Origin of the sequence: Bradyrhizobium sp. Ash2021, from assembly GCF_031202265.1 — a bacterium.
Lineage (GTDB): Bacteria > Pseudomonadota > Alphaproteobacteria > Rhizobiales > Xanthobacteraceae > Bradyrhizobium.
This window is the reverse complement of sequence record NZ_CP100604.1, coordinates 7,617,355-7,630,600: the sequence shown is the minus strand read 5'-3', so window position 1 is coordinate 7,630,600 and position 13,246 is coordinate 7,617,355. Positions and strand designations below refer to the sequence as shown.

The window sequence follows — 13,246 nt, the reverse complement described above, 5'->3', positions numbered from 1 at the left end:
CGCAGTTTGGCGGACCATCGCGGCTAATGAACCCGAAGCCAACACGCGCCTCGCAACGTCTGCTCATGGCCCATTTGAGACGTCCGGCGATGTCCGCTGCCCGGTCGCTATCGGGGGAAAAGCGGTCGTAACGCGGACAGAACAAAAACGACGGGATTGACCCTTGGCGGACATGGGCCGATCAACAATCCGCGGATGGATGAAGGTGAACGAGCTAATTTAATCCGAGAACGCCAAGACAGCGATTGACCGGGGCTCCCCTTCCTGAAACGATAGTTTCATTGAGGGAACTACCTGTACTCGCATTGAGCTTTTCTTTGAGATCAACCGGCAGATATGCCGCTCCACGGACAGTGAGGGCTCGACGTGATCGGTTTGGATGGAGTCTCCGCCCAGGCGTTATCTGACACGATCGGCGCGATTTATGATTGCGCGCTCGATCCGCATCAGTGGCCGGACACTTGCCGGAAGATTGCCGATCTGTGTGAAAGCACAGCGGGCGGCATCTGCGTTCACGATATGCGACACGTGCAAAATGACCAGTTGTTCGTGTTCGGATACCAGCCGGAATTCCTGGAAAAGCTGGGAAAGAACTATGCACAAACACCAATGGCAGCAGCGGACATCGTCTCCAATATTGGCCACGTCAGCGCCCTCTCCATGGAACCCCACGAATTGCTTGAAAGCCGGTTCTATAGAGAAGTGCTAAAGCCGTTCGGACTACTGGATATAATCTGGTTTCCTGCGTTGCGGACCGGCGGCCGCATGGCTTCCATGCACGCCTCCCGGAGCGAGAAGGCCCCGCATTACCAACAGCTAGATATCGGCCTGTTCAAGCTCCTGTCCCCGCACGTCTGCCGCGCACTCACCATCTCGGATGCGCTCGATATCAGGGCGCTGAGGTCGGAGATGCTGGAAAAGACGCTTGATGTACTTGTCGCGGGTGTTTTCCTCACGGCACGCGATGGCCGCGTTGTCTATATGAACGACGCTGCTGAGCGCCAGACCAGGACCGGCAATTCCATTCGCATCGTAAACAACCGGATTTCTCCCACCGATCCCACCGCGCGCGCGGCCCTATCGAAAGCCATTGACGAGGCGTCGCGCGACGACATCGACATGGATATGAGCGAACATTCCCTGGCAATCCCGGATGTCGACGGCGCCGGCTACATTGCAACCCTGCTTCCGGTGGATCGTGGTCAGCGCAGCGGCATTATCGCGCCGTTTGCAGCATCGGTCGCTGTGTTCACGAAGGATCCTGCTCAGGCGCCCCTCATGCCGGGCGAGGCCTTTGCTAGGCTTTACAGGCTGACCGGCGGCGAACTTCGCGTGCTCCTAGCGCTTGCCCAGGGGCTCGGCGCCAAGGAGGCGGCCGACATGCTCGGCATCAGCGAGCCGACCGTGCGCACTCATCTGCAGCACATGTTCTCCAAGACCGACACGCCCCGGCAGTCCGACCTCCTGCGCCTGTTGCAGAACTCGACGCCCCAAATCCGGGCCCCACAGCAGCCTGTTCATTAATTCCTGAGGCGACCTGTCTCTATCGCTAACGCGCCCTATGGGCGACGGGACCGGTGCAGCTACGTTCTGACCTAGCCCGGATATCTCACACAGTTGAGCGCAACGGAGCGCCGAATCAGCGAAAGTTGTTGTGCCGCAACCACTTTCCGATGATTCGAGGAGCGCCCCGATGCCGACAGAGTGTAGCGCAGAACTGTTCGAGTTTGCACCCGTAGCAAGCCGTCCGGTGATAGCGGGTTTTGATGGTGGAGCGATCACGTCGGACGCCGGGGCGCTGCTGTTGGGCGCAACCGATCGGGCGATCGGGCTGGTTGGTCGGTTTGCCGAATGCTTCATCGATCGGCGGCACCCCCGGCTCGTCGAACATCTTGTACCGACGCTGGTCGGGCAGCGGGTCTTCGGGATTGCGCTCGGTTACGAGGACATCAACGACCACGACGAGCTGCGGCACGATCCGGTGATGGCGGTGCTGGCGGGCAAGCTGGCGGCCCGGCGGGGGGACTGCGCACCGGTGGCCGGCAAATCGACGCTGAACCGACTGGAGCTGAGCCGGGATGTGGCGACGCGTTACCACAAGATCGCGCACGATCCGTCGGCGATTGAAGCCTTGTTTGTCACGCTGTTCCTGGAGGCGCACAAGACGGCGCCCCAGGAGATCGTCCTCGATCTCGACGCGACCGACGATCCGCTGCATGGGCACCAGGAGGGGCGGTTCTTCCACGGCTACTACGACTGCTACTGCTATCTGCCGCTGTACATCTTCTGCGGCCGTCACTTGCTGGCGGCGAAGCTGCGGCCCGCCAACATCGATGCCGCGGCCGGTTCGGTCGAGGAGATCGCCCGGATCGTGGCGCAGATCCGCGCGCGCTGGCCGCACACGCGCATCATTCTGCGCGCCGACTCGGGCTTTGCGCGCGACACGCTGATGAGCTGGTGTGAGGCCAATGGGGTCGACTTCATCTTCGGGCTTGCCAGGAACGTCCGTCTTGCGCGCACGATCGAGGCCGAATTGGCCGAGGCCCGCGACGAGAGCCAGGCGAGCGGGGAGCCGGCGCGCCGCTTCAAGGAGCTGATCTGGTCGACCCGCAAGAGCTGGAGCCGCAAGCGGCGGGTCATCGTCAAGGCGGAGTGGACGAAAGGCGAGGCCAATCCGCGCTTCATCGTCACCTCGCTGACCGGCGCCGATGGCGAGGGCCGGCATCTCTACGAAGCAGTCTACTGCGCCCGCGGCGAGATGGAGAACCGCATCAAAGAATGCCAGATGGACCTGTTCGCCGATCGCACCTCCACCGCCACCATGAAGGCCAACCAGTTGCGGCTTTACTGCGCCTCGATGGCCTACGTGCTGATCGAGGGCCTACGTCGCATCGCTCTGCAGGCGACCGACCTGGCCGATGCCAGCTGCGGCACCATTCGCCGCAAGCTGTTCAAGATCGGCGCGCTCGTCACCATCAGCGTTCGCCGCATCAAGTTCGCCATGGCGTCCGGCTGTCCCTACAAGGCCGTCTTTGCCACTGCACGTCAGGCTCTCATCGCTGCCGCCAACACGAGCTGAGCCGCGGGCCTCGCCGAGATCGCCGAGGTTGGCCCACAACGGGACCGGCGCGCCCAGATTTACCCGCATGCCGCGCACGACCAAACCCAGACTCGCTTGCCGCGAGCCGCTTGGCCATAACCGCCCCTCCACCTATCCAGAGGCCGCGACAAGGCACCGCTTGACGCCGTACCCGTGCCTTATCAATGGTGGTGTGAGATATCCGGGCTAGGTCCGTTTCGCCCGCCAGACTACCCCGCCATCATTCGCAATGTCGGCCGCGCGGCCAGCAAAACGGCTTTTTCTGGATGCTTTCCTCGCGTTTGAAATTCTCGCGCGAAACCACCGGGGCGCTGATGCTGGTCGGCGGGCTCGCGAATACATCTTTTGTCGGACTGCCGATGATCGAGGCCTTTTTCGGCGCTTCCAATATGGCGACCGGCATCCTGATAGATCAGCTGGGTAGCTACCTGGTCCTCAGCACATTGGGGATCACGGTCGCCGCCATTTATTCGGCGGGCACGGAATCCAAAACCGTTGTCTTCAAGCGGGTCCTCACATTCCCACCTTTGCTTGCCCTAATCGCGGCATTCATTCTGTTGCCCTTCGAGTTTCCCGATTGGGTTTCCGACGCGCTCAAGCGCCTGGGTGACACGCTTGCCCCGCTTGCTCTCGTTTCAGTCGGCTTCCAATTGAGGTTTGACCAAACCAGCGGACTTAAGACCGCGCTTGCCACAGGCCTGGGGTTCAAGCTGTTCCTTGCACCTGTTGTGATCGCGTCCATTTACTTCACCTTGTTGGGCACCGGCGAAGAAATCACCCGAGTGACCCTGTTTGAAGCTGGGATGGGCCCGATGATTGGCGGTGCAATCGTCGCGGCCCAGCACGGCCTGAACCCGCCACTGGTCTCGTTGATGGTCGGAGTTGGCATATCACTTTCGTTTCTCACACTGCCGCTGTGGTCCTACGCCTTGCACCACCTTTGACGGATGAAATCGATGACGGCTCGCAAAAATGAAAGGGAAACGAATGAAAATCCTTGAAGCGCTACAGTCATACGAAGTTCGCTCCAGTGGAAGAGATCTGCACTTCATTTTCGGCTATTTCGGATTGGCAATGTGTATGTTGGGTGCGATCTATACCGCCGCATTATCTCCCGGAAACACGCTGGGCGACTTGGCATTGATGTCCGTATTTCCCTGACAATTGCAATAATCCCTTTTGTACTTTGAGGCTACTTTGATCCTCGCAGTCGAACGGCGTCGGCGTGATTTCGCGTTTATTTCGCATTCACTTTTTCAATCAATACCGGCGGAACTGTCACTTCCGAAAAAGCCTGGTCGTTAGGGGAGACTGATCTTCTGTGCACGGAACGCAGCAGCTTCGCTAACTGCGCTGATCATTTAAGCCAAATCATTTTGGTCGATACATTTGGAGACTTACGATGCTTCCAAAAACTGGAACGCTACTCTCACCCCATGCTCCTTCAGCCAATGCTTACCCTTCAGCAAACGCGCATTCCAAACTTTTCTATCCTTGGAGTTTAAAAAATAGGGATCGTCCCGAAAACTGTGATGACCGGATGGTCCTCAAACAATGGCGACTGGGATTTTTCGCCCTTTATGCCGCAGTTGCCTTGCTACTTGTCGGACTTGCGATTGCGGATCAGCCAGGAACGGTCACCATCGCGTCAGCGCGGCTTGGCCAGGCCAATGCCACGATTCGATATCAGCAGACATCCAAATCGAGTGACCCAAGCGGGACAACGGCATGTCGTCGATTGACTTGTTAGGCTTCTCGGCCGCTCTTTGCGTTCTTGCCAGTTTCTGCTTGACGACGATTGTGGCGCTTCGAACTCTCGCGCTTTTAAGCAACGTGCTCTTCATTCTCTATGGATCGTTGGCTCACATCAAGCCGGTACTTTTCCTCCACGTTGTTTTGCTTCCGGTAAATCTGGTCTAGCTTTCCCGAATTGAGGTCGATCCGGTTTTGCGATTCAAAAAGGCCTGGCGACGGAGCGTACGGAAACGACTCGAGCGACATCTCAGGCTGACCGTCAACCAGCATCATTTTGGAACCGACTTGGGCGCCGGTTGGGTGCTTCACGCTTGGCATCATCACTTCCGATGATGCGGCGATTCAGGAAGTACTGACCTAATACTGACGTCGAAATTTGGAGGCCGCAATGGCTACTGTCGCAAGAGCTTTCTCCCGTGCGTTTCCGCCCATATCGCTGAAGTTCGCCGGTCTCAAGCAGCTCGCCCTTATGTGCGGGGCCGGTCTATTCGTGCTGCTCCTTTTGGCGACCTAGGGCCTGGATTTGAGTCCGGGATTTTTCTGAACTTCGCGCGAGGAGTAGCGCCGGATCCCTACGCCTGATTTCAGCGAGCGGAACTGTAAGCAGGGGAATGGTGTCGCTGGTCAACGATGTTGGTGTGATAGGTGCGAAGCCCTGACAGCGATATTGGACTAGTTGAACGCTCGGTTACAGGGCACCGTCACGCGGTTGGCACGTTGCGTGAATAGTATAATCGCCCTTCTGATGGAGGAAGCTATTGGATCTGTTTGCCGTCCGTTGGGCAGTAGCTGCCCTTTTGTTGAGCGTTGCCATTTGGGGATCGCTCGGTTCTCCGAAGCCGGCGGTTACGCACACCCATCGACTCGTCGCGCCTTAACTCGAGCTGGCCGCGGTAATAAAAAATCGACGGGCCGATCGTGCCTGCGACCATCTGTTCTGGGTTCGCCAATGCTTGTCGCTCCCGCCTCAAAGCGTGACCCGTCCCACATATTCCCTGTTTAGTCGGGTGCATTGCGGGCTCGGCTGAAGGGAAAAGTACCATGACGTATTCGATGGTCCATCTCGGAACCATCGCAGTTGGATCCATCAACGATGGCATTCGTCTTTTGCCTCGGCGCGTGCTTCATCCGGACAATTTGGGAGATCGAGCAGGCGCGCGCCTATCGGCGGCAACAACGAATTATCGAGCGACCGAAGAAATCTCAGCCAGGATAGGCAGTAACCGTCCCGTTGGATCGGGTCAGGGGTTCAATCGATCAGGGGCTCGCTTCGACTTATGCTGTTGGCACGAACCGGACCTTCAGCGATGTCCGCTATTCGGTCGCTATCGGGGGAAGACCGGACATGGCGCAGACAGCCTAATTCGGTCGAGAATGACCCAAAAGCGACATCGCCTGATTAGCAGGCCGGCCCCAGAGCGGAGTACGCCGCGATCTCTGGCAAGACGGGTCTTTCTTCGTGCACTGGAGGGGCGCGCTTGAGGCGGCCCGGATTACGATGCCGCGCGCCGATCCGCGGGCAGCCAAAGTGCGGGGCCGAACGGCCCCGCACGCAGCCTATATTATTGCCAACTTGCCGATAACGCCTATGCCGCGTCGGCACCCCAGATTTTCATATGGCGCGTCTCCGGCATCAAGAACAGGGAGAGCACCAAGCATACCACAGGAACAGCGATCGGGTAGATCAGAGCATAGGCGAGACTGCCCGTTGCCGTGAAGGCCGCCGTGGTGATGAACGGCACCAAGCCACCGCCCCAGCCGTTGCCGATCATGTACGGCATGGACACCGCCGTGTAGCGGATCCTGCCGGGGAAGAATTCGGCCAGGAACGCGCCGATCGGCCCGTACACCATGCCAACGTAGCAGACGAGGATCGCGATGATCAAGATCGCGATCGGATAGTTGATATGGCCTGGCTGCGTGGCCGCCCCGAGCCAGGTGAACAGCGGAAAGTAGGTGAGCGCCGCCAGGAAGAAGCCGCCCAGGATCACCGGCTTTCGGCCGATCTTGTCGGACAGCCAGCCGAAGAAGATGAGTGACGGGGTGCCGATGACTAGGCCGATGCCCACGATGAAGGAGCTGGACAGCGTGTCCACTTTGGAAACCGTCTGCAGGTAGAACAGGGGCCAGAACTGGCTGCTGTACCAGACCACGCCCTCGCCCAAAACGACAATGGTCGCGATCACCACGTACTTCAAGTTGGCGGGGTTGAGGAAGGCCTCGCGCCACGGATTCTTGCTCGTCTTCCCCTTGGCCTTGATCTCCTCGTAGACTGGCGACTCCTCGAAGTTTGCACGCATGTAGAGGGTGATGAACACCAGCAGGAAGGAGAACAAGAACGGGATGCGCCAGGCCCAGTCATTGAATACGGTCTCGCCGAAATAGCTGCGTACAGCGATGATCACGACGAGCGACAGTACGATGCCGAGGGTCGGCGAGGTCTGCAGCCATGAGGTATAGTAACCGCGGCGTTCTTCCGGCACGTGCTCGGCGACATAGGTGATGGCGCCGCCGTATGAACCGCCCAGGCAAAGTCCCTGGAGCATTCGCAAACAGAACAGAATGATCGCGGCGCTCAAGCCGATCTGTTCGAAGGTCGGAATCAACCCGATCGCACCCGTACCTAGCGCCATGCCGACAAGCGTCAAGATGAACGTATATTTGCGGCCGACGCGGTCTCCCATCCAGCCGAACAGAAGCGCCCCCAATGGACGGACCAGGAACCCGGCGGTGAACAACGCGATCGTGCTGAGCAGGGCCGCGACGGGATGGCTCTTTTCGAAGAATTTGACCGACAAGATCGTGGCCAAGCTCCCGAAAATATAAAAGTCATACCACTCGATGACGTTTCCCCCGGCCGCGGCCGTGATCACGGTCCGAAAGTTCTTCGGAACTCGAGCGGTTTGAGCCGTTTGTTCTATTGCCATTTGAGCCATGTCATTCTCCTCCTGTTTCAGGGATTCATGACTTCGCGGCGGAAGTCGCACCGGACCGCCGCCTAGCGAAACGCATCCTCGCCATTGAGCTTTGCAAGCTTTTGTTGAACTGAAGTTGGCCGTACTGGCTCACAGTTTTGGTCGGCTTAGTCGATGTTGGGTGGGCCATAGGCGCAACCCCCCTGCGAAATACAGCGAATGCCGCCGCTGGGTCTGGTCAGCGGCGGCTTATCCTGAGTTTCGTGACTTCGAGAGCGTTATTTTTATCTTTAGCAAGGTGTGTTTACCGCCCAGCCCGATAACCTGTTTTGATATTGATCAAAACGCGCCTCATACCTTAGTTGACCTACCTCAAAGCGGGAACCCGCGAGCGGCCTTACTAATATTACACACCGAGCGCCCCTCGGAATGCAGTTACGGTTGGGCCCCGGACTCCCAGACACTCCGGGACTCTGTCGGTTGGGGCACCTCTTTCAGATCAATTTGGTGCCCAGCAAAATAGCCAAGGGTGGTCGCTCCAGGACAGGAGGACGATCATGAACACGCTTCTTTTCTGTCTAGACGTGCTCGCTCTCTCGCTTTGCGCCATCTACGGATTTTGGCTTGCTGAAAGACGGCGAGAAGCACCTCCTCGCCATGTCCGAAGTACGGCACGAGATTCTTAAGCAGATCGGTCAGTTCCGGATTCGGATAGACGCCCTGCGAGAAAAGCCCGGGCTGGCTAATCGACAGGCGATGTCTGCTTCTGGCAGATTTTGTTGAAAAACTCTCCTGTTGAAGCGCAAGGAGTTCGCTGATTCATTCGGTCTCGTAGGCGGGAGGCCGGAAGCGATGATGGGTCCGCGACAGATTGATCAAGCGGCGCTGTTCTACGAGTTCTCACTTGAGCGACACGTTCCGGCCGGCCACTTGCTGAGGTCGATCGACCGGTTCGTCGATTTGTCCGATGTTCGGAGCCACCTGGCGCCATTTTACAGCTCTACTGGCCGGCCTTCGATTGATTCCCAGGCGGCAGCGTAACTTGGTTTCCCAAAATGGCTAGGACGGATATGCCGGGGAGAATGGCTGATGTCTGCGTTTGACCCAACTCAGACGTCAGCGATGTTGCCACGAAACAAAAACTCGGTTCTGAAAGCAGAGTTTTTGATCGGAAATAATTCAGCCATTTGAGCTAGATCAAAGGCCGTCAGGGCCGGGAGGAGCAACATATTCGATATATTCTCTAAGCTATGGAGAGAACAGATGAGCGTTCCGAGATTGTGGACGACGAATAGCCAAGAGCTGGACCCATTCCGACCGCGCCATATTACCGACGCCATGAAATTCGTCCAGGATCGCCCGTTCGCGAATCCAGAAGCCGCCGCGCGGAAACTCCTCGCACTCGTGCTGCAGCAGGATATCGACGTCGGCCAGTTCACCAATATCGGCACGATGAACCGCGCCTTTCTCGACACCGGCGGAAGCGAGTTGGAATACGTCGCCGGCTGCGCCTGCGCGATTGAAAGCCAATGGTTTAAAATTGACCCGTCCGGATTTCGGATCATCCTACTCGATGCCGGCGCCGAGCAGGCCTAACGGGAACCAATCGGCCGCGTCGCGGGCTACGCTAAGCTGCCGCGCGACAGGCGCCGGCCGCGCGGCCCGCGAGATCTATCCCGGCGCCGACTTCATCGCCGCAGACTTGAGCGAGAAAACGTCATTCGCGTCATCTCCGAGGGTTTGCAACTGTTGGGGTCGACGGAACGGCCATCGTTGGTCGAAAGAAGCTACAAAGTCGGCTATCAAAGCGAAGCTACGAAGTAAGGTTTACGTCGCGCGGTAATCGGCGCAGCGCGGCCCGCTGAGCGCCCTACTTTCGTTCCGTTTCAGCCTCTTGCTCCAGCCGCAAAATATGTGCGCGTAGCGCATCGAACCGCTCTTCGGTGAAGGAGCCTGCGGCGAAGCCCCGACGTCGTGAATAAGCGTTGCTACTCCAAACCTAACGAATTCCGAGTTTGGCACGAAACGGACCTGCCGACTGCGGTGCACGATGTCCGCTCTCAGGGTGCCGGCTCAACCGGTCGACGCAACACAGGCGTTAAATCTCTCTGCTGGTGTTTCAAATTGCAAGGTCTCACGTGGTCGTTCATTTAGCTGACGAGCCACTTTGTTCAGATGGGCTTGCGAATGCATCGACAAGTCGGTGCCCTTAGGAAAGTACTGTCTCAGCAGGCCATTGGTATTCTCATTCGACCCGCGTTGCCACGGGCTTTGCGGATCGCAAAAATAGACGTCGATTTTGGTCGCCAACGTAAAGCGACGATGATCCGTAAGTTCCTTGCCCCGGTCCCAGGTCAGGGATTTATATAGCTCCTTTGGTAGCTTCTTCGCCTGCTTGATGAGCGCGGTGACAACCGTCCGGGTGTCCTTGCCTGCCACCTTGGCCAACATCACGTAACGGGTATGACGCTCGACCAAGGTCGCGATGTAGGTGTTGTTCGGCCCGGACAGGAGATCGCCCTCCCAATGACCAGGCACCGCCCGATCTTCAACCGCCGCCGGTCGCTGACGGATTGAGACGATATCCTTGATATGCCCCCGTTTGTCGCCATTCGGGTCAACCGGCCTGGAGCGACGCATCGAGCGCTTCGATCGAAGATGGCCAAGCAAGGCGGCCGAACTGGTGCGCGAGCTGCAGGACTTCCGCGTCAAATATACCGAGGGCGGTCATCTGACGTTCAATGCCAGAGAAGGTCGGCACGACGATTTGGTCCTTGCGCTGGCAATCGCTGTGTGGCGCGCGCGGAAGCATATCACAAAGACCCAAAGCTTTTACATGAACTGGATAGAGCGATGAAACACGGGCGCGTGGTCATGCGCCCTTTCCCGGGGGCCTCCGCGCGCGATGAGGAGATCATCAGGTGGCTTGAGCGGCGTGAGAAGCGCAGGCGGAAAGCCATGTCTGCTCGTCCCCCGATACTGTTGCAAAACTCTTTTTGGACGCCTGGATACAAATTTTCAGAGCCGTACGCGCGGCGATCAAGAAATCATATGGGGGACTACATCATCCCACGATGAACTCACAGGCTACTTCGTTAGCGCGTTTGGGACGAGGTCGATACGCATTTGCTGCTTGTTTCGTCGTTTGGCGGGAAATTGATCGGGCTCCATTTTGGGACTTTTGCAACACTAAAATCTTGAACGTGCCGGCGATGAAGTAGACCTCGACCGTATCGACGTCGAAACCCATCTCCGCCGACATCGCGATCCAGCGCATTCGGATGTCATCTGGATTCTCGCCGGCGAAATAGAGAACCTTTCCCCTCTCGACATTGCGGCTGCCGAGCGGCCTGCCGAGCGCGACATGCGCGGCAATACGCAGCATGATTGCCGTCTTGCCGGTACCGGTTCTTGCTGTGAAGCTGTAGCAGAACCGGCGCTGCAGGATGCCATCTAGAAGGTAATCGGGCGGGATAAACCCCCGCACAAAGGATGCGCTCGATCCGATCAGCGGCTTGCTTGGCGGCGCCTCGTCTTCGATGTCTTCCGGGATGTCGGAATCGACTATCGGCGGGCTCTCGAGGTAGCTGGGCGGCTTGTCGTGATGATCCGCAACATCACGTTCGTAGGCCTCGACCGCGGCATTATCCCAGGGAATGTCGTCGTCGGGATCGACATCAGCGTCTTGATGTGAAGAGGACGGATTACTAGCTTGATCTGCCCCGCCAAGCCCGTAGGAAGGCCCGTGGTGAGTCCTGGTTTTGCAGGCAGTGGAGCGGGGCGATCAGCTGGAGCGCACCAGCGCCCCGCGGCTGCGCAGCCGTGTCGGCAATTGCGCTGCCGGAATGGGGAACTGCTGGCCGCCCGGGGAGTTCGTTTTCCAGGGGAGTGCGATGGTCGCAAGTCCCGAACGCAAGCGTGTAATCCGAACCGCTTGGAAAGAGCGCGGCGTCGCTCAATAGGATCGGGAGTTTCACGGCCGCGGGTTGGCTTCCTTAAACATCCCGGCATCAACGAAAAAGCGGAAGCTGACGCCCGGGCAAGCGCCGCTTCCTCGTCGTGACAATCTCGAATTTCGACTGGAGCGCAAAACGATCGGCCGCAGGCCGGTGACCGCGATCGTGTGCGAAGGGGTGGCCGTCGAATGGTGGCCGGTTAAATCAGGGTGAGACGCGGGGCCTCTCGACCCCGCGCTGGTTCTTGTCACCGCCTCAGCCGCCCTCGCGCACTTCCCGCTCAATCGCTTTCAGCCGTTTTCGGAGAGCGCGATCTATGGCGCTGACTTCTCTAGGCGCGATTCTTCCTGTGGTGATCTCGGTCAGTATCCTGCGCTGAAACTCTGCGATCTGGTCTAACGTCATCTGCTCGATTTGAGCTATCCGCGCCTCAACATCGGCATCTACTCCCGCCGCTTTCCTGTTGCGCATGACTTGCTCTCCTGGTGAGTCGCAGTGTGATCCTGGACCCCGGCGGCACCGAAACAAGACGCCAGCACCGCCGGGATTGTGGAAAACTACCGCCTGAGCCGCCGCCGGTTTCGCTTCCTATGCGATCGGCGCCGCCGGCATCTCATCTCTGTCCTTGAGCCGCGCTGGTGAGCTGCTCTTTGATCTCCCGGCTGGTTCTGGCAAAGCTCGCTATCAGGCGATTAGCGCGTCAGATAGACGTTACGCGGGTCGCAGGGGTGTATGTTGGTCGATTGATCCGTCTCGGCCGCAAAGCCACACTCGGGAAGCGCCGCGTTGCTTGTGGTTGCTGTTTGGTCCCATGGAATTACTCTGTTTATGGGGTTGCGCGGGCGTAGGCTGCTAGGGACACCCTGCGCGGCAGCTGCGGCGACCTGGACTGCCGGTGCGCTTCCCCTCACGACATTCGCATTCACATGGCCAAACGCATACGCGTGGCGCTGATGCGCTGCGGCCGGATTCGCTGCGCCGAGAGCAAGTATCAGAATCAGTATAGAGCGCATATTCATCTCTCCTCATGGCTGGTGTCTCGGGATGAGCAACACCGCTTCTGGGGTCACCTTACTCAGAGCACCGGAACGCTGAATGCCAGGTAGGATCGAAGAGATGCTCGTTCGTCTCGCCGATTCGCGAGATGCACTCATCTCGATCTATCCCCAGTGATGAGAAGCTATTGCCCTCTAGAGATCATTAATCCAACCGATTGTTCAGGTTATTCTAATCGATTTCATGTGTTGGTCGCCAAAATAAGCGTCAAAAAAGCGCGGGACCGAAGCCCGCGCGCGGTTTTGGAAAGAACGACCACGATTGTGAACCAGTTCACATCTGCTCGGCGTGGGGCCTGCTAAATTGACGGTGCTGGGGATTTCAGGGGCCCAGTAACATGCGCCGCCGGGACACGACATTTCGAGCCCGACGGCGTAAATTTTTTGAGGGCAGGTTACCGCCTCAGCCACCTGGCATGAGCCGTCAGCCGCTGCCGGTTGCGCTTCCGATGGTTGCGATTGCGT

General features: G+C 58.3%; 11 protein-coding genes and 2 pseudogenes. 7 read left to right on the top strand and 6 right to left on the bottom strand.

The features are described from left to right. The first annotated feature begins 366 nt into the window (after window positions 1-366). From NL528_RS36735 to NL528_RS36715, 5 genes are all read left to right on the top strand, one after another. Window positions 367-1,524 carry a LuxR C-terminal-related transcriptional regulator gene (locus tag NL528_RS36735; RefSeq protein WP_309179254.1) on the top strand — a complete coding sequence of 386 codons (1,158 nt, stop codon included), beginning with the start codon at window positions 367-369 and terminating at the stop codon, window positions 1,522-1,524. 169 nt (window positions 1,525-1,693) lie between these two features. Then, window positions 1,694-3,079, top strand: coding sequence for an IS1380 family transposase (locus NL528_RS36730; RefSeq protein WP_309185146.1), 1,386 nt, complete (start codon window positions 1,694-1,696; stop codon window positions 3,077-3,079). Window positions 3,080-3,366: 287 nt separating this feature from the next. After that, window positions 3,367-4,044, top strand: a complete 678-nt coding sequence (locus NL528_RS36725; RefSeq protein WP_309179253.1) for an AEC family transporter — start codon at window positions 3,367-3,369, stop codon at window positions 4,042-4,044. Window positions 4,045-4,087: 43 nt separating this feature from the next. Beyond that, window positions 4,088-4,261 (top strand): hypothetical protein, encoded by a 174-nt coding sequence (locus NL528_RS36720; RefSeq protein ID WP_309179252.1) that lies wholly within the window; start codon window positions 4,088-4,090, stop codon window positions 4,259-4,261. Between the two features lie 241 nt (window positions 4,262-4,502). Further along, window positions 4,503-4,850, top strand: a complete 348-nt coding sequence (locus NL528_RS36715) for a hypothetical protein (protein WP_309179251.1) — start codon at window positions 4,503-4,505, stop codon at window positions 4,848-4,850. 74 nt (window positions 4,851-4,924) lie between these two features. Here NL528_RS36715 and NL528_RS36710 read toward each other — a convergent pair whose 3' ends face one another. Both NL528_RS36710 and NL528_RS36705 read right to left on the bottom strand, forming a co-directional pair. Further along, complete coding sequence (locus NL528_RS36710; protein WP_309179250.1) at window positions 4,925-5,173, bottom strand: hypothetical protein; 249 nt, start codon at window positions 5,171-5,173, stop codon at window positions 4,925-4,927. A 1,268-nt stretch (window positions 5,174-6,441) separates the two neighbouring features. Next, window positions 6,442-7,782, bottom strand: coding sequence for an MFS transporter (locus tag NL528_RS36705; protein WP_309185145.1), 1,341 nt, complete (start codon window positions 7,780-7,782; stop codon window positions 6,442-6,444). An 840-nt stretch (window positions 7,783-8,622) separates the two neighbouring features. On the opposite strand from NL528_RS36705, the pseudogene NL528_RS36700 reads away from it, so the two are divergent. Together NL528_RS36700 and NL528_RS36695 are read left to right on the top strand one after the other, a co-directional pair. Beyond that, a pseudogene (locus NL528_RS36700) lies at window positions 8,623-8,799 on the top strand (IS5/IS1182 family transposase); the annotation flags it as partial. Between the two features lie 234 nt (window positions 8,800-9,033). After that, window positions 9,034-9,366: a hypothetical protein gene (locus tag NL528_RS36695; RefSeq protein ID WP_309179249.1), complete on the top strand. Its 333-nt coding sequence runs from the start codon at window positions 9,034-9,036 to the stop codon at window positions 9,364-9,366. Between the two features lie 477 nt (window positions 9,367-9,843). Here the strand turns inward: NL528_RS36695 and NL528_RS36690 are convergent. From NL528_RS36690 to NL528_RS36675, 4 genes and pseudogenes are all read right to left on the bottom strand, one after another. Further along, window positions 9,844-10,440: pseudogene (locus NL528_RS36690) on the bottom strand (IS30 family transposase); the annotation flags it as partial. Further along, window positions 10,388-10,582, bottom strand: coding sequence for a hypothetical protein (locus tag NL528_RS36685; protein WP_309185350.1), 195 nt, complete (start codon window positions 10,580-10,582; stop codon window positions 10,388-10,390). The gene NL528_RS36685 and the pseudogene NL528_RS36690, both read right to left, overlap by 53 nt. Window positions 10,583-10,834: 252 nt before the next feature. Then, the gene (locus NL528_RS36680) at window positions 10,835-11,257 is read right to left on the bottom strand and encodes an AAA family ATPase (RefSeq protein ID WP_309179248.1); all 423 of its coding nucleotides are present in this window, start codon (window positions 11,255-11,257) and stop codon (window positions 10,835-10,837) included. Between the two features lie 724 nt (window positions 11,258-11,981). After that, entirely contained in the window at window positions 11,982-12,197 is a 216-nt protein-coding gene (locus tag NL528_RS36675; protein ID WP_309179247.1) for a hypothetical protein, read from the bottom strand. Window positions 12,198-13,246 lie beyond the last annotated feature (1,049 nt).